Origin of the sequence: Mesorhizobium sp. ISC11 (genome assembly GCF_037162595.1) — a bacterium.
GTDB lineage: Bacteria > Pseudomonadota > Alphaproteobacteria > Rhizobiales > Rhizobiaceae > Mesorhizobium > Mesorhizobium ciceri.
This window is the reverse complement of record NZ_JAVSPW010000001.1, coordinates 4,484,718-4,509,529: the sequence shown is the minus strand read 5'-3', so window position 1 is coordinate 4,509,529 and position 24,812 is coordinate 4,484,718. Positions and strand designations below refer to the sequence as shown.

The window sequence follows — 24,812 nt, the reverse complement described above, 5'->3', positions numbered from 1 at the left end:
TCCGTCACTTGCCGCGCAGCCGCGGGTGGATTGCGTTTTTCTTCCAGCTGAGCACCGGGTCGATTTCCCGGATTTCGAGCGACAGGGCGAAATGCGGGGTCTCGAACAGGGTGGCAAGGTATTCGCTCACCGCCGCGAAGACAGCCTCGCCGGTCCGCTTCTTCTCGTCCGGGCTGCGGCCGGTGCCGATGCGAAACGACATGTCGAGAAAAGCGTTTTCCGGCAGGCTGTCGGCCATCGCGTAGGCCTCGGCGCGAAAGGCCCGCACCCGCACGGCGCCGGTCTCGAACAGCCCGGTGTCCAGCACTGTGCGCAACACCAGCGCGCACAATTCGTCCATATCGACCTTGGCATCGAGATTGGCCGAATACTCGATGGAGAAGTGAGGCACGGCGCTTCGTTTCCCTGGGTTATTGCTTTGTTGTAGTTAACGCGTTAATTACATGCGGCATCCGCGAAGTCAAGTCTTGCATCGGCCTTGGCGCAACGATACGGGATGGCAGGAACGGGCCCCGGCAGGCGGATTCGACCGAGGGAAGGCCTGTTTCGATCGCAAGCGTGGGAGGCTCTTTTTTGCTGCCTGAAAATACCCGTCGTTCCCTGCCGATGGCGCTGCTTCATGCCCGCGAAGCGGTGATGGCGCGGTTTCGGCCGATGCTTGCGGCGCATGACGTGACCGAACAGCAATGGCGCGTGCTGCGTGTGCTCAGCGAAGCCGGCCCGGTCGAGGCGACGGAACTTGCCGATCGCGCCTCGGTTTTGCCGCCCAGCTTGACGCGCATCATCAAGGCGCTCGAGGGACGCAAATTCATCACCCGCAACAAGGCCGAAGGCGACGGCCGCCGCGTCGTGCTGACCATTGCGCCTGCCGGCTCCGCCCTGATCGACGCCCTGTCGCCCGAGCGTCGCGTCATCTATGACGACATCGAACAGCGTTTTGGGCATGAGAAGCTGGAGCAGCTCCTCGACCTCTTGGAGAGCTTGATCGACGGCGAGAGCTGAGCGGTCGGTCCTGGCCGTTTCGTCCAGGCTCACCCGCCAAAGCTGCCCAACCGTGTCGGCTGCGTATAATTCCGGTCGACATAGAGCAGGGCCGAGCCGCCGCTGCCGTGCCGGACATCGATGACGCGGCCGATCATGACATTGTGCGTGCCGACGACATGCACAGTCTCGATCTCGCAATCGAAGTTGACGATCGCATCCGACAGCGCCGGCGTGCCGGAGGTCAGCGTCTGCCAACGCGCCGAGGCGTAGCGCGCCTCCATGTCCCTGGTCGCGCCGGCGAACTTTCCCGCCAGATGCATGTGGTCATGCGTCAGCACGTTGACGCAGAAGCGCCGGTTGGACAGGAACATGGCGGCCTGCGTCGAGCGCCCGTTCATGCACACGAGCAGCGTCGGCGGCTCGTCCGAGACGCTGCACATGGCGGTGGCGGTGAAGCCGCCGCGTCCTGCCGGCCCGTCTGTGGTGACGATGTTGACCGGCGCGCAGACCCTCGCCATGGCGTCGCGGAAATCGGCTTTCGAAATCTGCGTGGCCATGTGATTTCACTCGGCCGTTGAGACAAGCGGATTGAACCAGGTATCGCCGGTCCAGCCATTCTCGTCATAATCGGCCATGCAGGTGTCGACCAGCTCTTCCATCGCCTTCAGCCGCCCGCCGCGCTCGGCGCCTTTCAGCACCTGCAGCCGTACCTCTTCCGGCGCACCGGCATAGTTGAGCTCATAGAGCGCGTGACGGCCGCCGAACTCGGTGCCGGTCGCGTCCCACAACAGCTTCATGATCTTGATGCGCTCGATGTGGCCCATATCATTGGAGCCGCGCACATATTGCGCCAGATACTTGTCGATCTCGGGGTTGTTGAAGTCGCGCACCGACGACGGCAGGTAGATCAGCCCGGACGCGATCACCCGGCGCACGGTGTCGATGACGCGCGGATAGGCTTCCGACATGAAGGTGCGGTAGGCAAGGGCGGCTTCGAGGTTGGGCAGGACGGCGCCATTCGCCCATGGGATCGGGTTGTAGGCCATGGCGTTGGAAAAGCTCCAGAACATGTGCCTGAGCGCAATGACCTCGCCCAGTGCCGCCTGGTTGCCGCGGAAAGCATCGCCGCCCGTGGCGCGCAGCGCCTTGGCCAGCAGGCCGGCGAGAAAGTCGAGCTTGACGGCGAAACGCGTGCAGCCCTGGAAGCAGTAGCCATGCATGAAGCCGGAGGCCGGATGGAAGGACAGGATTTTTTGCGCATCGCGCAGCACCAGCACGTCCTCCCAGGGGATGAAGACATTGTCGAGCACCAGGATCGCGTCGTTCTCGTCGAAGCGCGACGACAGCGGATAGTCGAAGGGTGCCGCCATCGTGTTGGCGGTCTGCTCGTAGGAGACGCGGCAGAACATCTTTATCCCCGGCGCATTCATCGGCACGATGAACATCACCGACAGCGACGGATCCTCGGTCACCGTCGCCGACCCTTGCGCCAGGAAATTGTAGTGCGTCAGCGCCGAAGACGTCGCCACCACCTTGGCGCCGGACACGTAGATGCCGGCGTCCGTCTCCCTGGTGATGTGGACGAAGACGTCCTTCACCTGTTCGGCCGGCTTGTGGCGGTCGATCGGCGGGTTGACGATGGCGTGGTTCATGAACAACGCGGCGTCCTGCGCGCGTTTGTGCCAGGACAGGGCATTGTCCTTGAACGGCCCGTACCAGTCGGCATTGGCGCCGAGCGTGTTCATCAGCGCCGCCTTGTAGTCGGGCGTGCGGCCCATCCAGCCATAGGACATGCGCGACCACTCGGCGATCGCCGCCTGCTGGGCAACAAGCTCGGCGGAAGATTTGGCAACGCGGAAATATTTGTGGGTGTAGCCGCCCGAGCTTGTGTCGGTCGGCGAGGTCAGCGCGTCCCGCCGCTTTGGATCATGCAGGGCGTCGTAGAGGCGCGCCAGCGACCGCGCCGAATTGCGCATCGCCGGATGCGTGGTGACGTCGGCAATGCGTTCGCCGTTGATATAGACCTCGCGGCGATCGCGCAGGCTCTCCAGATACTCGGCCCCGGTGAACGGGCGTGCCTTATCAGTGCGGAAGTCTTCTGATCGCATGATGGTCCTCCTCTTAAGCCGTAACCCTAGCGCCCTGGGCATCGATCGGTTATGGACGGAACGGCAAAACCGATTGGACTTTTTCCGGCGTCATGAGCCAGAGATCCATCCCCGACTTCTTCGTCTATGGCGAGCCGGTGCGGCCGCTCGATGTCGGTTTTCTGCATGTCGAGACGGTGCTTGCGCGCGGCAATATCCATCTTGGTGAGGTCGCCGCGCACAAGCACCCGCAGATGGGTCAGATCACCTTCTGGACCAGCGGCTCCGGTACCTACCGCATCGAAGACCGATCCTGGGACTTTTCGGCGCCTGCCGTGAGTTTCGTGCCGAGCACTATCGTGCACGGCTTCTCGATCGGCCCCGGCACCGACGCCATCGTCGTCTCGGTCGCCGACGGCGCGCTTGCGGCCATCGCGGCTCACAGCCTGCTGCCGCTGGACCGGCCGGTCTTTGCCGACGGCATGCCGCAGCACGCAGCGTGGGCCAGATTGGCGGCGGTGCTGGAGATGATCGCCGCCGAATACGCCGAGGCGCAAGCCGGCAATGACAGGGTCCTGCAGGCGCTGATCGCCGTCGCGCTCTCCCACATCGCGCGCCTCAGTCCCGAGACAAAGGATGCCACGGCGTCTTCTGATGCCTCACTGGCGTTGGGGCTGCGCCGGCTCGCCGATGCGCATTTCCGCGACAACTGGCCTGTTGATCGCTACGTCGAGGCGCTGGCCACGACGTCGCATCTTCTCGACAAGGCCAGCCGCGCGGTGCTGGGCAGCGGCGTCAAACGCGTCATCAGTGAGCGACGGCTGCTGGAGGCCAAGCGGCTGCTGTTGTTCACCGTACGCACGGTCGAGGACATCGCCTACGAGATCGGCTTCGACGACCCGGCGTATTTTTCACGATTCTTTCGCGCGCGGGTCGGCGAAGCGCCCGCGTCCTGGCGGCGGAAACAGTTGCAGGGTCATTGATGGGTGACCATGGATGCGGACCTTGGCGCGCCGTTCCGGCGCGAGCCCGCTTCCGCCAGGGCGTTGGCTTCCCGACCGGCCATGATGCAGCCACAGCCACTTTTTCGTGAAGCTGAACGGGTTGATCCGCTCGCCTGTCTGCCTAGGTAGAAAGGAGCGGCGGGCGCCACGCAAAATCTGACAATCGGGCAAATCTGACAGTCGGCATGATATTTTCCTGCATTCGAAAGCTTGGCCTCGCTGCTCTCTGTGTCGGCATCCAGTCTTCCTGCGTCGTTCCCGACGATACGTCGCGTATCGCCAAGATTGATCCAACGGCGGCGGCTGCCCGCAAGGAGATGGTCGGCCTCAGCGAAGCCGATGTTCGAATGTGCGCCGGGTTTCCGACCGCCACCGCCGACGCCGGCCAATCGGGCCAGATCTGGACCTACAAGCGCATCGTCCAGCGCGGCAATCTCAGCATTGTGGTTCCGACGTTGGCGGTCGGCGGCTCCGTCAATGTCGCTCCCGGCGGCTATTGCGATACGCAAATTCGCATGGTCGATGGCCGTGTCGCCGAAGTTGCCTATGCCGGCGACAACAATTTGCCGAACAGGCGCGACGCGCTTTGTGTCAGCACGGTGGACGCCTGTGTGGACTATGCTCGCCAACATGGTCAGCGGCCGGCAGCCAGATAGCAGGGCTCCGAACCCAGGTTAGCAAAAGGCTTGACAACGGCCAGTTCGGCGGGTGTCGGCAGCCTTTGTGCTGGCAGCTTTTCACGATAGGAATTTTTTCTTGACTCGGTGACGGCAGCTATGCTACATTTTTGCCTATGGTGCTGATTTGCGCCAGTGACCCGCCGTACAGGCGGGTTTTTCTTTGATGCTCCGTCAGCCAGCGCGCCGGCGAAGGCTCCGAAGAAACCCGTTAACCTGAGTTCGTAGCCTTGGCGGATATCGTTGAGGGCTTGACTGACCCGCCGGACCGAATACGCTAGCGCAAAATACCGGCTCTGATCGCCGGGCGGCAAAAATGCCTCGTATGCCTCGCCCTTCCGGCGCAGGCTGCGAGGCATTGTCATTTCTGGGGTCCTGTTTGAAACGGCGCATCGAGATCGGCATCCTGTATTCCCGCTCGGGGAGCTATCGGCTCGTCTCCGATGCGTGCCGCATCGGTGCCATGCGTGCCATAGCCGACATCAACGCCGATCGCAGCTCAGGCATCGAACTGGTGCCGGTGGAGCGCGATCCGCAAAGCAATGCGGACCGCTACGCAACGCTTTGCGAAGATATCTTCAAGACCAGCAGCGCACGCCATGTCATCGGCTGCGTCACCTCCTGGAGCCGCAAGGAAACCATTCCGGTCTTGGAGAAAGCCGGCGGCATGCTCTGGTACGCCTGCCCCTATGAGGGCTTCGAAGCCAATGAGCATGTCGTCTACATGCACGCCTGCCCCAACCAGCATCTGGTGCCGCTGATGGCGCATGTCGTGCCGCGTTTCGGCGCCAACGGCTTCCTGCTCGGCTCGAACTACATCTGGGGCTGGGAGATGAATCGCGTCGCGCGCGACCTGATCGCGGATGCCGGCGGCAAGGTGCTGGGCGAACGCTATCTGCGCATCGGCGAGACCGACGTGTCGCGGCTGATCGCGGAGATCCGCGCCACGCGGCCGAACTTCATCCTCAACAATTTGATCGGCACCTCGTCCTACGCCTTCCTCGCGGCCTATCGCGACCTGGGTCACGAGGATGCCGCCTTCAGTCCCGGGACTTGCCCCGTCATCTCCTGCAACCTGACCGAAGGTGAGCTGCCGGCGATCGGTGAATCCGGCAAGGGACATCTGTCGGTCGGGCCGTATTTCGCGCCGCGCCCGGCTGCCTTTGCCTCATCCTTCGAGGCCTCCGCCTATGCCTCGGTGCAGGTGATGGCCGACGTGCTCTCCAGCAATCCCGACGCCGGTCCGGCGGAATTCTCCAAAGCCTTCGCCGAACGCCGCTTCTCCACCCGGCTCGGTCCGATCGCCATCGACGCCCACTCGCAGCACGCGACACTGCCGGTGATCATCGGGCGGATCGCGGATGGCTTCTTCGAGGTTGTCAGCCGCGAGGACGAAGTCGCGCCGGATCCGTATCTGTCGCGCTACGACCCGGCAAAAACATTCGGCCGCCCGCGCCTGAGGGTGGTGTCGTGACCAGAGCCCCACGCATCCCCAATCTCGGCGGCGCCAGGGCGTTTATCCTGCATCGCCCACATCCGACGGTGCAGGCGATCAACAGGCAATTGTCGGCCATCGGGCTGATCACGCTGGATTGCTGGCCGGAACTGCCGCCCGAGGCGCTGGCCGCCGATTTCGTCTTCTTCGACGCCGATCTCGGCTTTGACGAGCAATTCCCCTGGAAGCCGGGTGAAGCGCCGATGCCGCTGGTGGCGCTGATCGGTTCCGAGGCGCCGGGCCGCATCGAATGGGCGCTGTCGCATAAGGCCGATGCGCAGCTGCTGAAGCCGGTCGGCAATGCCGGCGTCTACAGCGCGCTGCTGATCGCGCGCCAGAGTTTCGAGGCGCGAAAACACCTGGCCAGCGAGATCGCCTCGCTTCGCCAGCGCGTTGCCGAGCGCCAGACCATCGTGCGCGCGGTGACGGCACTGGCGAAAGGCGCCGATGACGGCCGCGCCTATGCGCAGCTGCGCTCGCTGGCGATGAGCTGGCAGATCAGCGTCGAGGATGCCGCGCGGCGGATCGTGGCCATGACAAGTGAAGAAGCAACAGGGGAAGAAGGCGGCGATGACCAGTCCCATCGCGCCTGATCTCACCGCGCCAGGGCGCATGCCGCTCAAGCCGCGCGTCGGCGTCTGGCGCCGGCTGGTCAGGCGCCGTCTGGCACTGCTCGGGCTGGTCATCGTCGCCATCGTCGTTGCCGGCGCCGTGCTGGCGCCATGGCTGACCGGCTATGATCCCAACGAGCAGATGTTCGACGGCCTGACCATCGAGGGCTCGCCCTTGCCGCCGGATGCAAAATTCTGGCTGGGCACCGACTTGCTCGGCCGCGACCTCCTGACCCGCATCCTCTACGGCGCCCGCACCTCGCTGATCATCGGCATCGTCGCCAATGGCGTGGCGCTGTTCATTGGCACGCTGGTCGGTGTTGTCGCCGGCTATTTCCGTGGCTGGATCGGCAGCGCGCTGATGCGTTTCACCGATTTGATGATGGCGTTTCCGGCACTGCTGCTCGCCATTTGCCTGGCCGCGGTGTTCGAGCCCAGCCTGTGGATCGTCGCCATGGTCATCGCTTTGGTCAACTGGGTGCAGACCGCCCGCGTCATCTACACCGAGACCTCATCGCTGGCGGAGCGTGAGTTCATCGATGCCGAACGCACCATCGGCGCGAGCGCGCCGCGCATCCTGTTTCGCCACATCCTGCCGCATCTCTTACCGACCATCATCGTCTGGGGCACGCTCGGCATTTCGACCACCGTGCTGCTCGAGGCGACACTCTCCTTCCTCGGCATCGGCGTCCAGCCGCCCACGGCGTCCTGGGGCAACATCATCTTCGAGAACCAGACCTATTTCCAGGCCGCACCCTGGCTGGTGTTCTTCCCCGGTGCCGCGATCCTGGCGCTGGCGCTGGCCTTCAACCTGATCGGTGATGCGCTGCGCGACATCCTCGATCCGACGCAAAGAGGCCGGGCATGATCGCCTATCTCGGCCGCCGCCTCATCCAGTCGCTGCTGATCCTGCTCGGCGTCTCGCTGATCACCTTCGCTCTGCTCTATCTCCTGCCGGCCGATCCGGTGCGCCAGATCGCCGGCCGCAGTGCCACGCCGCAGACGGTCGAGAACATCCGCCAGCAGCTCGGCCTCGACCAGCCGTTCGTCGTCCAGTACTGGCGCTATCTCACGAAGCTCGTCAGCGGCGATCTCGGCCGCTCCTACATCCAGCGCTCCGAAGTCACCGAGCTGATCGTTTCGCGGCTGCCGGCCAGCCTGTTGCTGATGGTCGGCGCCATCCTGTGCGAGCTGTTGCTCGGCCTGAGCATGGGCCTGATCGCCGCCGTCAAGCGCGGCACCGCCACTGACCAGACGCTGATGGTCGCCTCCTTCGTCGGCGTCTCGGCGCCGCAATTCGTCGTCGGTCTGCTGCTGCTCTACGTCTTTGCCGTGCGGCTCAGCTGGTTCCCGATCGGCGGCTACGGCACCTGGCGTCATCTGGTGCTGCCGTCACTGACCATGGGAATCCTCGGCGCCGGCTGGTACGCGCGCATGATGCGCTCGTCGATGATCGACGTGCTGCGCCAGGATTACGTGCGCACCGCCCGCGCCAAAGGCCTGGCGCGGCGAGCTATCCTGTTCCGCCATGCGCTGCCCAACGCCATCCTGCCGGTGATCGCCATGATCGGCATCGACATAGGCATCTTCATGGGCGGCATCGTCGTCGTCGAAAGCGTATTCGGCTGGCCCGGCATCGGCCAGCTCGCCTGGCAGGCCATCCAGCGCGTCGACATCCCGATCATCATGGGTGTGACGCTGGTGTCGGCCTTCGCCATCGTGCTGGGCAATCTGCTGGCCGACATTATCGCGCCCTTCATCGACCCCCGCATCAAGCTCAGATGAAATGAAAACCAAACAGAGAAAGGGAACATAAAAATGAAAAAGTTTCTCGCATCCACGGTAGCGGCATCGGCGCTGGCGCTGATGCTCGGCGTGACGAGCGTTCGCGCCGAGGACGCCGTCGATCCGAACGCCAAGCAGGGCGGCGCCATCACCATCACCTACAAGGACGACGTCGCCACGCTCGATCCGGCGATCGGCTATGACTGGCAGAACTGGTCGATGATCAAGAGCCTGTTCGACGGGTTGATGGACTACGAGCCGGGCACCACCAATTTGAAACCCGACCTCGCCGAAAGCTACGAGATTTCGCCCGACGGCAAGACCTTCACCTTCAAGCTGCGCCATGGCGTGAAATTCCACAATGGTCGCGAGATGACGGCCGACGACGTGAAATATTCGCTCGACCGCGTCACCAATCCGAAGACGCAGAGCCCCGGCGCCGGCTTCTTCGGCTCGATCAAGGGCTATGACGATGTCGCCGCCGGCAAGGCCGAGAGCCTCTCCGGCGTCACCGTCGTCGACCCTTACACGGTCAAGTTCGAATTGACCCGCCCCGACGCCACCTTCCTGCATGTGATGGCCATCAACTTCGCCCATGTCGTGCCGAAGGAAGAGGTCGAGAAATACGGCGCCGATTTCGGCAAGCATCCGGTCGGCACCGGCGCCTTCAAGCTCGCCGAGTGGACGCTCGGCCAGCGCATCGTCTTCGAGCGCAATGCGGACTACTGGCACAAGGGCCTGCCGCATCTGGACAAGATCACCTTCGAGATCGGCCAGGAGCCGATCGTGGCGCTGCTGCGCCTGCAGAAGGGCGAGATCGACGTCCCCGGCGACGGCATTCCGCCAGCAAAATTCCAGGAGGTGATGGCCGATCCCGAGCAGAAGGCACGCGTCGTCGAAGGCGGCCAACTGCACACCGGCTATGTCACCATGAACACCACCATGGCGCCGTTCGACAATGTTAAGGTGCGCCAGGCGGTCAACATGGCGATCAACAAGGCGCGCGTCATCCAGATCATCAACGGCCGCGCCGTGCCGGCCAACCAGCCGCTGCCGCCGTCGATGCCGGGCTACGACAAGGAATACAAGGGCTATCCCTATGACGTCGCCAAGGCCAAGGCGCTGCTCGCAGAGGCTGGCCACCCCGACGGCTTCGAGACACAGCTGTTTGCCATGAACACCGATCCCAACCCGCGCATCGCCCAGGCGATCCAGCAGGATCTGGCGGCGATCGGCATCAAGGCAAGCATCCAGTCGCTGGCGCAGGCAAACGTGATTGCCGCCGGCGGCGACAAGGCCGGCGCACCGATGATCTGGTCCGGCGGCATGGCCTGGATCGCCGACTTCCCGGATCCGTCGAACTTCTACGGCCCGATCCTCGGCTGCGCCGGTGCGGTGCCGGGCGGCTGGAACTGGTCGTGGTATTGCAACAAGGATCTCGACGCCAAGGCGGCCGAGGCCGACTCGGTGGTCGACCCGGCTAAATCAGGCGAACGCGACAAGATGTGGAGCGCCATCTACGACAAGGTGATGGAAGACGCGCCCTGGGCGCCGGTCTTCAACGAGCAGCGCTTCACCATGAAATCGGCGCGCATGGGCGGCGCCGACAACCTCTATGTCGACCCGGTTCATATCCCGATCAACTACGACAATGTGTACGTAAAAGATGTGCAATAACTGCGACTACACCATCCACGGGCGCCAACATCATTTCGGCTGGGACAATTCGTTTGCCCCGGCCGAGCGGGTGGCGCCCGGCTCGACGATCGAGTTCCAGTGCCTCGATTCCTCCGGCGGCCAGTTGCAGGCCGGCAGCACGGTCGCCGACGTCGCCAAGCTCGACTTCGCCACCGTCAATCCGGTGACCGGGCCGATCTTCGTCGAGGGCGCCGAGCCGGGTGACGCGCTGAAGGTGACGATCGAGATGTTCAAGCCGTCCGGCTTCGGCTGGACGGCCAACATTCCGGGCTTTGGGCTGCTCGCCGACGACTTCAAGGAGCCGGCGCTGAACATCTGGAAATACGACGCCGCCTCGCTCGAGCCGGCGCTGTTCGGCAAGAATGCGCGTGTGCCGTTGAAACCCTTCGCCGGCACCATAGGCAACGCGCTGGCGGAAAAGGGCCACCACTCGGTGGTGCCGCCAAGGCGCGTCGGCGGCAATCTCGACATCCGCGATCTCGCCGCCGGCACCACGCTCTATCTGCCGGTGGAAGTGGCGGGCGCGCTGTTTTCGGCCGGCGACACCCATGCCGCGCAAGGTGACGGCGAGGTCTGCGGCACGGCGATCGAAAGTCCGATGGACGTCGTGCTCAAGCTCGACCTGGTCAAGGATGCCAGGCTGAAGACGCCGCGCTTCACCACGCCAGGCCCGGTGACGCGCCATCTCGACGCCAAGGGCTATGAGGTGACGACCGGCATCGGTCCGGACCTGATGACCGGCGCCAGGGAAGCGGTTGCGCAGATGGTCGACCTGCTCGCCGGTCGTTATCACATCGACCCAGTCGAGGCCTATATGCTGGCCTCGGTCTGCGGCGATCTCCGCATCAGCGAGATCGTCGACATGCCGAACTGGGTGGTGTCGTTCTACTTTCCGCGCTGCGTGTTTGAATGAGGAGGGGGGTGTGCCGGAGTAAATCCCTCTCCAGGTCACGCGCGCAATGATCGCCGCCAGCGAACCCATACTCGACATCGCCAACCTCTCCGTCAGCGTGCGCGGCGAGGAGGGCGAGCGCGAGGTCGTCTCCGACCTGTCGCTGACGTTGTCTCGTGGCGAGACGCTGTGCATTGCCGGTGAATCCGGCTCCGGCAAATCGATGACCGCTCTGGCCATCATGCAGCTTCTGCCGCAGCCTGCCGCCAGGATTTCATCCGGCAAGGTCCATCTCGGCGATACAGATCTGACGATTCTGGACGAGCGCCGGATGCGGCGCATTCGCGGCAACCGCATCGCCATGATCTTCCAGGAGCCGATGACCTCACTCAACCCGGTGCTGTCGATCGGCCGGCAGCTCACCGAATCCATCGAGGCGCATACCTCCCTGTCGCAGAGCGAGGCTCGCCAGCGTGCCATCGAGGCGCTGAAGGCGGTGCGCATTTCGGAAGCCGAAAGCCGGCTAAAGCAGTTTCCGCACGAACTGTCCGGCGGCATGCGCCAGCGGGTGATGATCGCCATGGCGCTGGCGCTCGAGCCGGACGTGCTGATCGCCGACGAGCCGACGACGGCGCTCGACGTCACCGTGCAAGGCGAGGTGCTGGAACTTTTGCGCGATCTGCAGCGCCAGCATGGCACCAGCGTCATCCTCATCACTCATGACATGGGCGTCGTCGCCGAAATGGCCGACCGCGTCATCATCATGCGGCATGGCCGCATGGTCGAAGAGGGAAAAACCGCTGACATTTTCGCCAGGCCGCAAGCCGGCTACACGCGCGAGCTGCTGGCTGCCGTGCCGCGCATCGGCAGCGGTATCGGTCGCCAGGAATCCAGGAGTGCCGAGACGGCAACGCCGGCCAATGTCGCTGACGTCAAGGACCTGCATGTCCGTTTCGACCTGCATGGCGGCTTCTTCGGCCGGGTCACTCGTCGCGTCCACGCCGTCGAAGGCGTCAGCTTCTCGATCGCGCCCAACGAGACGCTGGCGCTGGTCGGCGAATCCGGTTGTGGCAAGTCGACCACCGCCAAGGCGCTGGCCGGACTGGTGCCCTACAGCGGCGACATCGCCATTGGCGGCCGCAATCTGTCCGGCCTCGGCCGCGACGAGCGCAAGGCGGTGCGCCGCGACGTGCAGATGATTTTCCAGGACCCCTATGCCTCGTTGGACCCGCGCATGCGTGTCGGCGACCTCGTCGCCGAGCCGCTGCTGATCCACGGTATCGCCTCGAAGGAAGAGCGCAGCGAGCGTGTCGCGGCGCTGTTCGAGCGCGTCGGCCTGTCGGCCGACCAGATGGAACTCTATCCGCATGAATTCTCCGGCGGCCAGCGCCAGCGCGTCTGCATTGCCCGCGCGCTTGCACTGCGGCCGAAGCTGATCATCGCCGACGAAAGCGTCTCGGCGCTCGACGTCTCGGTGCAGGCGCGCGTGCTCGATCTGTTGAAGGAGTTGCAGCGCGAATTCGGCGTCGCCTATCTCTTCATCTCGCATGACATGGCGGTGGTCGAGAACATCTCCGACCGCGTCGCCGTCATGTATCTCGGCCAGATCGTCGAGATGGGCACCCGCGACCAGGTCTTTTCCAACCCGCGCCATCCCTACACCAGGCGCCTGATCGAAGCCGTGCCCGTGCCCGATCCCGCGCAGCGCAGAAGCCGCTTCGCGCGCCTCGACCAGGAAATCCCGAGCGCCACCCGCAGGATCGGCGAGGCGCCGCTGAAACTGGCGCTGAGGGATGTCGGCAACGGCCACCTCGTCGCCGCCGAGGGCTGAGCCGGCACTGCCGCCGGGCGGTTCACATGTTTGTGTCTCTATCTCTCGCCCAAGGCTCGCGTTCCGCCGCCAAACCGTATCGCTTCGAACACTAAATCCCTAACGGCCTCTTGCCCTCTGTCCCTATCTTCCTCATGTTCAATACCATTGCGATGATCGATCGTAGGAGGGTCGGTCGGATTTATCGCTATGGGAGGAAGTCAACCATGAAGGTAAGCCTTTTCGTTTCCGCGGCACTTCTCGCCGCATCCGCGATCCCCGCTTCGGCCGCCGAAATTTCCGACGGCAAGGTCAAGATCGGCATCCTCAACGACCAGTCGGGCGTCTACGCCGACTTCGGCGGCAAGTGGTCGGTCGAGGCGGCCAAGATGGCCGTTGAGGATTTCGGCGGCAAGGTGCAGGGAGCGCCGATAGAAATCATCAGCGCCGACCACCAGAACAAGCCGGATATCGCCTCCAACATCGCCCGGCAGTGGTACGACACCGAGCAAGTCGATGCCATCATGGAACTGACGACCTCTTCGGTAGCGCTCGCCGTCCAGGGGATTTCCAAGGAAAAGAAGAAGATCGACATCGTCACCGGCGCGGCAACCACGGAGCTGACCGGCAAACAGTGCTCGCCCTACGGCTTCCACTGGGCCTATGACACTCACTCGCAGGCGGTGGGTACCGGCGGCTCTCTCGTGCAGCAGGGCGGCGACAGCTGGTTCTTCGTCACCGTCGACTATGCATTCGGCTATTCGCTGAAGGATCAGACCACCAAGTTCGTCGAAAGCCATGGCGGCAAGGTGCTGGGCGAGGTGCGTTATCCCTTGGGATCGACCGATTATTCGTCCTTCCTGCTGCAGGCGCAATCGTCGGGCGCCAAGGTCATCGGCCTGGCCAATGCCGGCCTCGATACCTCCAACTCCATCAAGCAGGCGGCCGAATTCGGCATCGTGCAGGGCGGTCAGCGTCTTGCCGCACTCCTGTTCACGCTGGCCGAGGTGCATGGGCTTGGCCTTCAGGCGGCGCAGGGCGTCGTGTTGACCGAAGGCTATTACTGGGATCGCGACGACAAGAGCCGCGAATTCGGGCAGCGCTTCTTCAAGCGCACCAACCGCATGCCGAACATGATCCAGGCCGCGACCTATTCGGCGGTGACGCAGTATTTGAAGGCGATCGACAAGGCCGGCACGGACGAGACCGAAGCCGTCGCCAAGCAGCTGCATTCGATGCCTGTGGACGACGCGGTGATAACCAACGGCAAGGTGCAGGCGGACGGCAACATGGTCCACGACATGTACCTCTACCAGGTCAAGTCGCCAGCCGAGAGCACCAAGGATTGGGACTACTACAAATATCTCGCCACCATTCCAGGCAACGAGGCCTTCCTCAGCGAGAAGGAAAGCGGCTGTCCGACGGCCGGCCAGTGATCGGCGCGGCCGATGGCGCCGACTGACCTGGACGCGAACGAGCCGCGGGTTGTGCTTTCCGCCCGCGGGTTGCGACGCGACTTTGCCGGCTTCATCGCCGTCAAAAACGTCGATCTCGATGTCCGCCATGGCAACATCCATGCCCTGATCGGACCCAACGGCGCCGGCAAGACGACCGTCTTCAACCTGCTCACCAAGTTCCTGGCGCCGACCAGCGGCAGGATCGAGCTGCTTGGCCACGACATCACCCGCACCTCGCCGGCCAGGGTTGCGCGGATGGGGCTGGTGCGCTCGTTCCAGATATCGGCGATTTTTCCGTACCTCAGCGTGCTCGACAATGTCCGCGTCGCGCTGCAGCGGCCGGGAGGGCTCGGCGTTCAGTTCTGGCGCTCGCTCGCGGCGCTCGACCGGCTGACCCCGCGCGCCGAGGAATTGCTGCGCTCGGTTGGTCTCGACGACGCCAGGAACAGGCTCGCCGGCGATCTTTCCTATGGCAGGAAACGCGTGCTGGAGATCGCCACGACGCTCGCGCTCGATCCGAAAGTGCTGCTGCTGGACGAGCCGATGGCCGGCATGGGGCATGAGGACGTGGCCACGGTTTCCAGCCTCATCCGTTCGGTTGCCAGGCATCGCGCCGTGCTGATGGTCGAGCACAATCTGACCGTGGTGGCCGACCTTTGCGACTGGATAACGGTCATGCAGCGCGGCGAGGTGCTGGCCGCTGGCGACTACGCCACCGTTAGCCGCGACGAGCGCGTCAAGATCGCCTATATGGGCACCGCCGATGACTAGTGCCGCACCTCTGCTTGCCGTCACCGGCCTCAACGCCTGGTATGGCGAGGGCCATGCGCTGCACGGTGTCGATCTGGAAGTGTTTGCCGGCGAGACGGTCACGCTGCTCGGCCGCAATGGCGTCGGCAAGACGACGACGCTGCGCGCCATCATGGGGTTGATCCGCAAGCGGACCGGCCGGATCGCCTTCGACGGCAAGGACCTGATGCGGCTGCCGCTGCACCGCACCGCCCATCAAGGCATCGGCTTCGTGCCGGAGGAGCGCGGCATCTTCGCAACGCTGACCGTGGACGAGAATCTGGTTCTGCCGCCGGTCGTCGCGCAGGGCGGCATGAGCGTCGAAGAGATATTCGATCTGTTCCCCAATCTGAAGGAGCGGCGCAACAGTCCCGGCACCAGGCTGTCGGGCGGCGAACAGCAGATGCTGGCGATCGCGCGCATGCTGCGAACCGGCGTGAAGATGCTGCTTCTCGACGAACCGACGGAGGGGCTCGCTCCCGTCATCGTGCAGCGCATCGGCGCGTTGCTGGCGACGTTGAAAAAGCGCGGCATGACGATCCTGCTGGTCGAGCAGAACTTCCGCTTCGCCAGTCGCGTCGCCGACCGTTTCTATCTGATGGAGCACGGCAAGGTGGTGGCGGGGTTTCCGGTCGGCGAACTGCCGGACCGCATGGCGCAGCTCCACGAAGTCCTGGGTGTATGATGGCGCCATGACGATGATCTTCGGAATCCCGGTTCAGGCCTTCCTCGGCCAGTTGCTGGTCGGCCTGATCAACGGCTCGTTCTACGCCATGCTGAGCCTGGGCCTGGCTGTCATATTCGGCTTGCTGCGCGTCATCAATTTCGCCCATGGCGCCCAGTATATGTTCGGCGCCTTCGTCGGCTACCTGCTTCTCACCCATCTCGGCATCGGCTATTGGCCCGCTTTGATCCTTGTGCCGCTGATTGTTGGCGTCTTCGGCGTCGTGGTCGAGCGCCTGGCGCTGTCGAGGCTGTACGATCTCGATCCGCTCTACGGGCTGCTCTTCACCTTCGGCCTCGCGCTCGTGCTCGAAGGCATCTTCCGCTACTATTACGGCGTCTCGGGAAACCCTTACGCCGTGCCGCCGCTGCTTGCCGGCGGCACCAATCTCGGCTTCATGTTCCTGCCCAACTATCGCGGCTGGGTCGTGGTCGCCTCGCTGATCGTCTGCTTCGGCACCTGGGCGCTGATCGAGAAGACCAGGCTTGGATCCTATCTGCGCGCGGCAACCGAGAATCCCCGTCTCGTCCAGGCTTTCGGCGTCAACGTGCCGTTGCTGCTGACCCTCACCTACGGCCTTGGCTCCGCGCTGGCCGGGCTTGCCGGCATTCTAGCAGCACCGATCTATCAGGTGAGCCCGCTTATGGGATCGGACCTCATCATCGTCGTCTTCGCGGTGGTGGTGGTCGGCGGCATGGGATCGATCCTCGGTGCGATCGTCACCGGCTACATGCTTGGCCTCGCCGAGGGCCTGACCAAGGTCTTCTACCCCGAGGCCTCCAATCTCGTGGTCTTCGTCATCATGGCCATCGTGCTTCTGGTCCGGCCGGCTGGCCTGTTCGGAAGGGACGCTTGACATGTCGGAAGGGACATCTGACATGACCGAACTGACGCTTCGCGAGGCATCGGCCAAAACCTCGGCACGGCTGGAATGGATGCTGGTCGGGCTCGGCATCCTGGCGCTGCTGGTAGCGCCTTTCCTGATCTATCCGATCTTCCTGATGAAGATGCTGTGTTTCGCGCTGTTTGCCTGCGCGTTCAATCTTCTGCTCGGCTATACCGGGCTCTTATCGTTCGGCCACGCCACCTTCTTCGGCGGCGCCGCCTACTTCACCGCGCATGCCGTCAAGGTCTGGGGCTGGCCGCCGGAAGCCGGCATTCTGCTCGGCATGGCGGGTGCGGCCTTGCTCGGCCTTGTCATGGGCTTTTTCGCCATTCGCCGGCAAGGCATCTATTTCGCCATGATCACGCTGGCGCTGTCGCAGATGTTCTTCTTCTTCTGCGTGCAGTCGCCCTTCACGCAAGGCGAGGACGGCATTCAGGGCGTGCCGCGCGGCATGCTGCTTGGCGTCCTCGACCTGAACGTCTCGCTGAACATGTATTACTTCGTGCTGGCGGTGTTCCTGATCGGCGTCTTCGCCATCTGGCGCATCGTCAACTCGCCGTTCGGCATGATCCTGCGCTCGATCCGCGAGAACGAGAACCGCGCCATTTCGCTGGGCTATTCCGTCGCCAACTACAAGCTGGGCGCCTTCGTCATGTCGGCGGCCCTGGCCGGGCTGGCCGGCTCGCTCAAGGCGATCGTTTTCCAGTTCGCCACGCTCACCGACGTCACCTGGCAGATGTCGGGCGAGGTGATCCTGATGACGCTTCTCGGCGGCATCGGCACCATGGTCGGGCCGATCATCGGCGCCAGCCTTGTCATCGGCCTGGAAAACACGCTTGCCACTTCCGGCTTTCCGGTGACCATCGCCACCGGCCTCATCTTCATGGTGTGCGTGCTGATCTTCCGGCGCGGCATCGTCGGCGAATTTTATGCGCGGATTTTCAAGCGGGCGGGCAAGGACTGAGCACCGGAACCTGGGGGCCGCACGCCAATGTTGGACAACTACGCGGTGGACGGGTTTGGCGTGATCCACCAGGTCGACTCCAAACCGATCAAGTATGACAAGCAGTACATTTCCTATTACGAGGACCTGAGTGACCGGACCATCAAGCTCGGATATCAGCGACTCGGCTGGGTGCTGGGGATCACTGGCGAGATCCCCCGGTCCGTGCTGGAGATTGGATATGGCACCGGCACATTCATCGAAGCCGCGAAAATAACCGGGGTCGCCGACTGCGCCGGCTGCGACATAACCAGGTTTCCGCTGCCCAAGGGCGTCCGCTTCGTCGATTGGGATGAGGCGCTCTCCAACTCGTGGGATCTCGTCGCCATGTTCGATGTGCTTGAGCATATCCCGGATCTGGGTTTCCTCGCCCGGCTTAAGGCCCGCTACCTGGCCGTCGCCGTCCCTTATTGCCGCTGGCGCGAGCTCGGCGCCGACGGCGACGCCTGGTTCCGGACGTGGCGTATGCGTCTTCCCGACGAGCACCTCCACCACTTCGATCGTGACTCGCTGGTGGCACTCCTCGCACACAGCGGCTTCGAATGCATGACGCTGAACTGCTTCGAGGACGGGATCAGACTGCGCCCTGGGGAAGTGGGTCCGAATATCCTGTCCGGATTCTTTAGAAAGCTATAGACCTCGATCAAATCGATGCGGCTGCTTGGGACCTGGGGCAATCGCGACAATCGCCCGATCGGTACGGGAGCACTGCTGTGGGCAAATCGTGATGCGCGCATTCTTTCGATTGGTTGCCGTTATGATCGTGGTGTCCGGCGTGACCGGCTGCACCAGTGTTTCCTACTATGCGCAATCCGTGCAGGGTCATCTGCGGATCATGACGGCGCGCCAGGACGTCGGAAAACTGATCGAGGACCCTTCGACGCCGAAGGCATTGCGCGCTCGAATGGCATCGGCGAGCGCCATACGACAGTTCGCAACGGATGAACTGGCGCTGCCCGACAACAGCAGCTACCGCAGCTATGTCGATATCGGCCGGGATTCGGTGACATGGGCCGTCTTCGCCGCGCCGGCATTCTCGCTGACGCCGCGAACATGGTGTTTTCCCGTTTTCGGCTGCGTGCCCTACCGGGGGTATTTCTCCAGGAAGTCCGCAATTGAAACCGCTGCCGAACTTCAAGGACACGGCATGGATGTCTATGTGACGGGCATCACCGCATATTCCACGCTTGGCTGGTCGAGTGACCCACTGCTGAGCACGATGTTCAGCGAGGATAAAACCTATCTTGCAGGGCTGGTGTTCCATGAACTGGCCCACCAGCGCGTCTACGTGCACGACGATTCCGCATTCAACGAGTCGTTCGCTGTCGCCGTCGAAACGACCGGCGTGAGAAAATGGCTGCGCGCGGCTGGCGATACCGCCGCATTGCGCCGTTACGAAGCCGCCCGGAGGCGCAAAGCTGAATTTCTTGCGCTGGTGTCGCAAACACGGGACGAGTTGGCGAAAGTCTATTCCAACGCCGGAACCTCGGAGCAAAAACTGGCCGCGAAGACGGCCGCGATCGAACGGCTGCGGATGCGCTACCGACACATGCGCGACAGGCGCTGGGGCCGATACCGGGGATACGATGCCTGGTTCGCTTCCCCGATCAACAATGCAAAGCTCGCCGCGACTTCCGTCTATAGCGATCGGGTGACCGCGTTTCTCCGCCTGTTCGATCTGTGCTCGGGCGACTATGTCAGGTTCTATGCGTCAGTCCGACGGATTGGCGCACTGGACCAAGCTCACCGTGCCGAAGCCCTTGCGGCGGCGGATAGCTGTTATTGAGCCGGCCAAATGGGAGGGCTCGGAGCGTCGGAGAACATGCGTCCGAAACCAACCAATCACACGGTTGAGATCGCCCGTGCGCGGTTCTACTGGTCCGAAAACGTCACGCTCACGCCGCGTTGCCGAAAATAAGCCTGCATCAACTTGCGGCCCGAGCGGTTGTTCTGCGCCAGCTTGGTCGGATCGAACACCGCCTGTTTGATCCCCTCTCGCGTCAGCGCCGCCTTAAGCGCCGCGATATGTGTGTCGATGTCGGCATTGTCCGCCCGGAGCGAGGCATAGATGCTCTCGGTCGCCTCGGCCACGGTCAGTTCGCTCATTGGTGTCGTCCTTTGGTTGGTTGGGCCGCGCTTAGCACAGATTCGCGGTCCGCCGATACCGAGACCGTCAGTACAAAGCGCCCGTCGTGAAAGCGAACCGTTCCTTATGGGGCTTCGTAGAGTTCCAGCGGCAATCCATCCGGGTCCCTGAAAAAGGTAAACCGTTGGTCTGTGTATGGGTCGATCCGGATTGGCTCGACGGCAACGCCTGCGGCTTCCAGGCGGATAATCACGGGCTTAAGATGAGCCACCGCGAATGCCAGATGTCTCAGGCCTGTAGCCTCTGGGTGGGACGGCCGCATCGCCGGTGCAGGGAAGGAGAACAATTCCAGTTGGGCCGACCCGATCCGCAGATCCGCCTTCCATGACTGCCGCTCCTCCCGATAAACCTCCCGGATCAGATCGAGGCCGAGGAGTTCGACGTAGAACCGTCGCGACCGGTCGTAGTCGGTGCAGATGAGCGCGACGTGGTGAATGGCGTTCAGCATGCTGCTAACCCTGGTCAAGCTGGGAGATGAGGCCAAGGCGCTTCAAGGCCTGGATCGTCGCGCCCTCGCCACGGTGCTGATCAACCCCGAGCCCATTACCCATAACACCCGCGTTCCACCGCCAGCCGCCGCACCAGCGCCAGCACGGCATCGATGGTCGGGGTCGGCTTGTCCGTTAGCCTGCCAAGTTCCTGCACCGCGCTCACCAGCGCGTCGATCTCCATCGGCCGGCCACGCTCCAGGTCCTGCAGCATCGAGGTCTTGTGCTCGCCGACATCGCCGGCGCCCTTGATGCGCCGATCGACCGCGATGGGAAAACGCACGCCGAGGCTTTCGCCGATCGCCTGCGCCTCCAGCATCATGGTGCGGGCGAGCGTGCGGGTGCCCTCGTCGGCAACGATCGCGGCAAGCGTGCTGCCGGTCAGCGCCGAGATCGGGTTGAAGGAGAGATTGCCCCACAATTTTACCCAGATCTCGCTGCGGATGTCTTCGCGCACCGGCGCCTGCAAGCCGCCCTTGACCATCTCCTCGGCCAGAAGCGTGACCCGTTCGCTGCGCTCGCCCGAGGGTTCGCCGAGCGAGAAGCGTTTGCCCTCGACATGGCGGATGAGCCCCGGCGCATCGACCTCGACCGCGGGATAGACGACCGAGCCGATGACGCGGTCCGGTCCAATCCGCTGCCAGATCGCGCCGCCGGGATCGACCGCGTTCAGCCTGGTGCCTTCGAGTGGCCCGCCGACGCCGTGGAAATACCACCACGGCACGCCGTTCTGCATGGTGACGACTGATGTGTGGTCCCCAAGCAGCGGTGCGATCTGGTCGAGCGCCGGGGTGAGGGAATGGGCCTTCAGCGCCAGCACGACATAATCTTGCACGCCAAGTTCCTCGGCCTTGGCGGCGGCCCGGACGGGGACGGACGTCTCCTGGCCATCCTCGATCAGGCGCAGGCCATCTGCCTTGATCGCTTCCAGATGGGCGCCGCGCGCGACGATCGAGAGATCGGTGCGGCCGGCGGCGGCAAGCTTGGCAGCGAGATAGCCGCCGATCGCACCGGCGCCGAAGATGGTGATCTTCATCGTCAAAGCCCGAGTTTGGCGGCAAGGCCGATGCGCTGCAATTTGCCGGTCGCGCCCTTGGGGATCTCGTCCAGGATCAGGATCTTGCGCGGCACTTTGAAGTCGGCAAGCCGCGTCGCGGCATAGGTGCGGATGTCGCCCTCGGTGGCGCTGATGCCTTCGCGCAGCACAACCGCCGCCGCCACCTCCTCGCCAAGCTTGCCATGCGGCATGGCGAAGGTGACGACCTGCGCCACCGCCGGATGGTCCATCAGCACATCGTCGACCTCGAGTGGCGAGATCTTTTCGCCGCCGCGATTGATGATCTCCTTGAGCCGACCGGTGACCCTGAGATAGCCGTCCCCGTCCAGCACGCCCTGGTCGCCGGTGTGGAACCAGCCATGCGCGAAAGCCGTGGCGTTGGCATCCGGGTTCTTTTCGTAGCCCGTCGTGACATTGGGCCCGCGGATGACGATCTCGCCGGTCTCGCCTGCATCGAGCAGCCGCCCGTCGGGCGCCATCACAGCCACCTCCGGCCCGGCGGAGGCACCAACGCTGCCGGGCTTGCGCTGGCCCGGCGGCAGCCGGTTCGAGGCCATCTGGTGAGCCGCCTCGGTCATCCCGTAGGATTCGATCACCGGGCAGCCGAAGGTCGCTTCCAGCTCGGTCATGACCTGCGCCGGCAGCGACGCCGAGGACGAGCGGATGAAGCGCAGGCGCGCCGCCGCCAGCGCCTCGGTGTTGCGCGCCGCGCGGGCCAGGATCGCCTGATGCATGGTCGGCACCGCCGTGTACCAGCTCGGCTGCGCCTCGCTCAGCCACTGGAAGAAGCGCAGCGCGTTGAAACCCGGCGTGCAGTAGATGCTGCCACCGGCAGCCAGCGACGACAGCACGGCCGCGATCAGGCCGTGAATGTGGAACAGCGGCATGATATTGAGGCAACGGTCATCGGCCGTCAGGCCAAGGGTGCCGCCGATATGGGCTGCCGAGGCCGCGATGTTGGCATGGCTGAGCGGCACCAGTTTTGGACGCGATGTCGTGCCGGAGGTATGCAGCAGCAGCGCAATGTCGCTGTCTTGCGCCATGTCTGGCGCGGCCTTCGGTCCGATCGCCGCGCCCTCGATCGTGAAGCTGCCGGCCGGTGTGTTCGGCTGCACGACAAGCCGCAGCACGCCGATGCCGAGGCGTTCGGCCACCGTCACCGCGGGGCCGGTCTCACCCTCCGCGACGAGGATCGCCTTGGCGCCGATGTCAGTCAGGTAGAAATCGAGCTCGTCGGCCCGGTAGGTGGGGTTGAGCGGCGCCGTCGAGGCGGCGGCCGCCACGGCGACGAAGGCGGTGGCCATCTCGGGCCCGTTCGGCAGCACGATCGCCACCCTGTCGCCGCGGCCGATGCCGCGCGCATGCAGCTGTTTTGCCGTGTCGGCGATCATGCTGCGCAATCCGCCATGGCTGAGCGTCGCCCTGTCGGGCGCCAGAATGGCGGGGGCGTCGTCGGCGCCGGCGGCCAGACGGCGGGAGAGATCTGCGTGGGTTTCAGTTTGGGTCATGATCACCGGCTGGATTTCGAACGATTACTGGCGAGAGCCCTTCTGACGGGCTTGCCTCGATATGGGCGCCATTGGACAACGGATCGCCTCAATAGCCAAGCGCCAAACCATCCTTGCGCGGATCGGAAGCGCCGGTCAGCGTCCCCTCCTCCCAGTCGATCAGCACCACTTGCCCGCCGCCAAGCGGATGATGCGGTTCGGCGATGCGGTGGCCGCGCCGGCGCAGGCCCTCGGTTGCATCAGTGGGAACGCCACGCTCGGCTTCCACTGTGTCATCGTTGTAAAACACCCTCGGCGCATCCAGTGCCTGCTGCGGGTCCATGCCGAAATCGATCATGTTGGTGAGCAGGTGGACATGGCCAAACGGCTGGTAACCGCCGCCCATGACGCCGAACGGCATCACCACGCGGCCGTTCTTGGTCGCCATGCCCGGCATGATCGTGTGCATCGGCCGCTTGCCCGGCGCGATCGCGTTCGGATGCGCCGGGTCGAGGCGGAAGCTCGAACCACGGTTCTGCAGCACGACACCGGTCTTCGGGCCGACGACGCCACTGCCGAACGAATAATAGGTCGAGTTGATGAAGGAGACCGCGTTGCGGTCGCGGTCGACGATGGAGATATAGACCGTGTCGCTGCCGGGCAGCTCGACGCGCGGCAGATGCGTCATGGCGCGGTCGCGGTCGATCTCGGCGCGTAGCCGGTCGGCATAGGCGCCGGACAGGAGCTGCTTCAGGGGCACCGGGACATGGTCCTGGTCGCCGACATAGCGGTCGCGGTCGCGGTAAGCCAGGCGCCCGGCCTCGATCTCCAGATGCAGGCGTTCGGCGCCGTTGGGGTCGAGCCCGCCAAGCTCGAAGCCCGACAGCAAATTGAGCATCAAAAGCGCCGTCAGCCCCTGATTGTTCGGCGGCATCTGGTGGATCTCATGGCCGCCATAGGAGGTGCTGACCGGCACCACATAGTCGCCTCTGGTCGCGGCAAAATCCTCGGCCGTATGAAGTCCGCCCAATTCGTTGAGCCGGCTCACCATATCGTCGGCGACCGCGCCTTCGTAGAAACCGGACCGGCCGTGTTTGGCGATGATGCGCAAGGTCGCCGCCAGTTCCGGCTGCCGATGGACGTCACCCGCCTTCGGCGCCCTGCCGCCGGGCAGGAAGATGCGCGCGGCATGCTCGTCGGCCGACAGGTCGGTCTCCGGCTCGGCCCAGTCGAAGGCGACGCGGTCGTGCACGACATAGCCGTTCTCGGCATAGTGAATGGCCGGCGCCAGCGCCTCGGCAAGGCCCTTGCGGCCATGGTCTTCGAGCAGGCGGCTCCAGGCGTCGACGGCGCCCGGTACGGTGACCGCATGCGGACCCTGCAGCGGGATGCGGTCGAAGCTTTTTTCGAGATACCAGCCGACCGTCGCCCTGGCCGGCGCTCGCCCCGAGCCGTTGAAGGCCAGCACATTGCCTTGTCCTCCGGGAGAATAAAGCACGAAGCAGTCGCCACCGATGCCCGTCGATTGCGGCTCGACCACACCCTGCACGGCGGCGGCGCAGACCGCGGCGTCCATGGCATTGCCGCCGGAGCGCAGCATGTCGATGGCCGCAAGCGTTGCAAGCGGATGCGAGGTCGCGGCAACCGCCTCGGTGGCACGAACCGGCGAGCGGCCGGGAAACTGGAAATCACGCATTCTGTCTGGATATCCCCTAGTCACTTCTGCAAATTG

Annotated in this window: 26 protein-coding genes; 17 read left to right on the top strand and 9 right to left on the bottom strand. The window is 64.1% G+C overall.

What is annotated here, in order from left to right:
- Positions 1 to 4: 4 nt before the first annotated feature.
- Entirely contained in the window at positions 5 to 391 is a 387-nt protein-coding gene (locus tag RPF88_RS21925; RefSeq protein ID WP_013528543.1) for a 5-carboxymethyl-2-hydroxymuconate Delta-isomerase, read from the bottom strand.
- 215 nt (positions 392 to 606) lie between these two features.
- Here RPF88_RS21925 and hpaR point away from each other — a divergent pair, with 215 nt between their 5' ends.
- On the top strand, positions 607 to 1,002 hold the full coding sequence (gene hpaR / locus RPF88_RS21920) for a homoprotocatechuate degradation operon regulator HpaR (RefSeq protein ID WP_224620863.1): 396 nt from the start codon (positions 607 to 609) through the stop codon (positions 1,000 to 1,002).
- Between the two features lie 29 nt (positions 1,003 to 1,031).
- On the opposite strand, the gene RPF88_RS21915 is transcribed toward hpaR, so the two are convergent.
- Entirely contained in the window at positions 1,032 to 1,541 is a 510-nt protein-coding gene (locus RPF88_RS21915; protein WP_013528541.1) for a flavin reductase, read from the bottom strand.
- Positions 1,542 to 1,547: 6 nt separating this feature from the next.
- A complete protein-coding gene (locus tag RPF88_RS21910; RefSeq protein WP_337123191.1) occupies positions 1,548 to 3,092 on the bottom strand; it encodes a 4-hydroxyphenylacetate 3-hydroxylase N-terminal domain-containing protein in 1,545 nt (514 codons plus the stop codon).
- Between the two features lie 92 nt (positions 3,093 to 3,184).
- Between RPF88_RS21910 and RPF88_RS21905 the strand changes: the two genes are divergently transcribed.
- Positions 3,185 to 4,054, top strand: a complete 870-nt coding sequence (locus RPF88_RS21905; RefSeq protein WP_337123190.1) for a helix-turn-helix domain-containing protein — start codon at positions 3,185 to 3,187, stop codon at positions 4,052 to 4,054.
- Positions 4,055 to 4,260: 206 nt separating this feature from the next.
- On the top strand, positions 4,261 to 4,731 hold the full coding sequence (locus tag RPF88_RS21900; RefSeq protein WP_337123189.1) for a hypothetical protein: 471 nt from the start codon (positions 4,261 to 4,263) through the stop codon (positions 4,729 to 4,731).
- Here the strand turns inward: RPF88_RS21900 and RPF88_RS21895 are convergent.
- Positions 4,710 to 5,117: a hypothetical protein gene (locus tag RPF88_RS21895; RefSeq protein ID WP_337123188.1), complete on the bottom strand. Its 408-nt coding sequence runs from the start codon at positions 5,115 to 5,117 to the stop codon at positions 4,710 to 4,712. The two genes, RPF88_RS21900 and RPF88_RS21895, sit on opposite strands and share 22 nt — an antisense overlap.
- Before the next feature lie 14 nt (positions 5,118 to 5,131).
- Between RPF88_RS21895 and RPF88_RS21890 the strand changes: the two genes are divergently transcribed.
- From RPF88_RS21890 to RPF88_RS21825, 14 genes are all read left to right on the top strand, one after another.
- Positions 5,132 to 6,226: a transporter substrate-binding protein gene (locus RPF88_RS21890; RefSeq protein ID WP_337123187.1), complete on the top strand. Its 1,095-nt coding sequence runs from the start codon at positions 5,132 to 5,134 to the stop codon at positions 6,224 to 6,226.
- Entirely contained in the window at positions 6,223 to 6,840 is a 618-nt protein-coding gene (locus tag RPF88_RS21885) for an ANTAR domain-containing response regulator (RefSeq protein ID WP_337123186.1), read from the top strand. The genes RPF88_RS21890 and RPF88_RS21885 overlap by 4 nt, the downstream gene beginning before the upstream one ends.
- A 19-nt stretch (positions 6,841 to 6,859) precedes the next feature.
- The gene (locus tag RPF88_RS21880; RefSeq protein ID WP_337123904.1) at positions 6,860 to 7,726 is read left to right on the top strand and encodes an ABC transporter permease; all 867 of its coding nucleotides are present in this window, start codon (positions 6,860 to 6,862) and stop codon (positions 7,724 to 7,726) included.
- Complete coding sequence (locus tag RPF88_RS21875; protein ID WP_024502122.1) at positions 7,723 to 8,643, top strand: ABC transporter permease; 921 nt, start codon at positions 7,723 to 7,725, stop codon at positions 8,641 to 8,643. Before RPF88_RS21880 ends, RPF88_RS21875 begins: the two co-directional genes overlap by 4 nt.
- Positions 8,644 to 8,676: 33 nt before the next feature.
- On the top strand, positions 8,677 to 10,320 hold the full coding sequence (locus RPF88_RS21870; RefSeq protein WP_127369941.1) for an ABC transporter substrate-binding protein: 1,644 nt from the start codon (positions 8,677 to 8,679) through the stop codon (positions 10,318 to 10,320).
- Positions 10,310 to 11,254, top strand: coding sequence for an acetamidase/formamidase family protein (locus RPF88_RS21865; RefSeq protein WP_337123185.1), 945 nt, complete (start codon positions 10,310 to 10,312; stop codon positions 11,252 to 11,254). The genes RPF88_RS21870 and RPF88_RS21865 overlap by 11 nt, the downstream gene beginning before the upstream one ends.
- 46 nt (positions 11,255 to 11,300) lie before the next feature.
- The gene (locus RPF88_RS21860) at positions 11,301 to 13,064 is read left to right on the top strand and encodes an ABC transporter ATP-binding protein (protein ID WP_064992775.1); all 1,764 of its coding nucleotides are present in this window, start codon (positions 11,301 to 11,303) and stop codon (positions 13,062 to 13,064) included.
- A 206-nt stretch (positions 13,065 to 13,270) separates the two neighbouring features.
- A complete protein-coding gene (locus RPF88_RS21855; RefSeq protein WP_013528530.1) occupies positions 13,271 to 14,479 on the top strand; it encodes an ABC transporter substrate-binding protein in 1,209 nt (402 codons plus the stop codon).
- 12 nt (positions 14,480 to 14,491) lie between these two features.
- A complete protein-coding gene (locus RPF88_RS21850) occupies positions 14,492 to 15,271 on the top strand; it encodes an ABC transporter ATP-binding protein (RefSeq protein WP_337123184.1) in 780 nt (259 codons plus the stop codon).
- Positions 15,264 to 15,974: an ABC transporter ATP-binding protein gene (locus RPF88_RS21845; protein ID WP_013528528.1), complete on the top strand. Its 711-nt coding sequence runs from the start codon at positions 15,264 to 15,266 to the stop codon at positions 15,972 to 15,974. Before RPF88_RS21850 ends, RPF88_RS21845 begins: the two co-directional genes overlap by 8 nt.
- A gap of 7 nt (positions 15,975 to 15,981) precedes the next feature.
- Complete coding sequence (locus tag RPF88_RS21840; protein WP_024502116.1) at positions 15,982 to 16,869, top strand: branched-chain amino acid ABC transporter permease; 888 nt, start codon at positions 15,982 to 15,984, stop codon at positions 16,867 to 16,869.
- Positions 16,870 to 16,891: 22 nt separating this feature from the next.
- Entirely contained in the window at positions 16,892 to 17,863 is a 972-nt protein-coding gene (locus RPF88_RS21835; RefSeq protein ID WP_024502115.1) for a branched-chain amino acid ABC transporter permease, read from the top strand.
- A 27-nt stretch (positions 17,864 to 17,890) separates the two neighbouring features.
- Positions 17,891 to 18,538 carry a class I SAM-dependent methyltransferase gene (locus RPF88_RS21830; protein WP_013528525.1) on the top strand — a complete coding sequence of 216 codons (648 nt, stop codon included), beginning with the start codon at positions 17,891 to 17,893 and terminating at the stop codon, positions 18,536 to 18,538.
- 121 nt (positions 18,539 to 18,659) lie between these two features.
- Positions 18,660 to 19,688 carry an aminopeptidase gene (locus RPF88_RS21825; protein WP_442921284.1) on the top strand — a complete coding sequence of 343 codons (1,029 nt, stop codon included), beginning with the start codon at positions 18,660 to 18,662 and terminating at the stop codon, positions 19,686 to 19,688.
- Positions 19,689 to 19,774: 86 nt separating this feature from the next.
- Here the strand turns inward: RPF88_RS21825 and RPF88_RS21820 are convergent, their stop codons facing one another.
- The 5 genes from RPF88_RS21820 to ggt all read right to left on the bottom strand — a co-directional run bounded on the left by RPF88_RS21820 (position 19,775) and on the right by ggt (position 24,776).
- Positions 19,775 to 20,008 carry a hypothetical protein gene (locus RPF88_RS21820; RefSeq protein ID WP_024502111.1) on the bottom strand — a complete coding sequence of 78 codons (234 nt, stop codon included), beginning with the start codon at positions 20,006 to 20,008 and terminating at the stop codon, positions 19,775 to 19,777.
- 104 nt (positions 20,009 to 20,112) lie between these two features.
- Positions 20,113 to 20,496, bottom strand: coding sequence for an SMU1112c/YaeR family gloxylase I-like metalloprotein (gene gloA2 / locus RPF88_RS21815; RefSeq protein WP_337123183.1), 384 nt, complete (start codon positions 20,494 to 20,496; stop codon positions 20,113 to 20,115).
- Between the two features lie 95 nt (positions 20,497 to 20,591).
- Positions 20,592 to 21,572, bottom strand: coding sequence for a 2-dehydropantoate 2-reductase (locus RPF88_RS21810; protein ID WP_013528521.1), 981 nt, complete (start codon positions 21,570 to 21,572; stop codon positions 20,592 to 20,594).
- Positions 21,573 to 21,574: 2 nt separating this feature from the next.
- Positions 21,575 to 23,101 carry an acyl--CoA ligase gene (locus RPF88_RS21805; protein ID WP_337123182.1) on the bottom strand — a complete coding sequence of 509 codons (1,527 nt, stop codon included), beginning with the start codon at positions 23,099 to 23,101 and terminating at the stop codon, positions 21,575 to 21,577.
- An 88-nt stretch (positions 23,102 to 23,189) separates the two neighbouring features.
- Positions 23,190 to 24,776: a gamma-glutamyltransferase gene (gene ggt / locus RPF88_RS21800; protein ID WP_337123181.1), complete on the bottom strand. Its 1,587-nt coding sequence runs from the start codon at positions 24,774 to 24,776 to the stop codon at positions 23,190 to 23,192.
- Between the last annotated feature and the right edge of the window lie 36 nt (positions 24,777 to 24,812).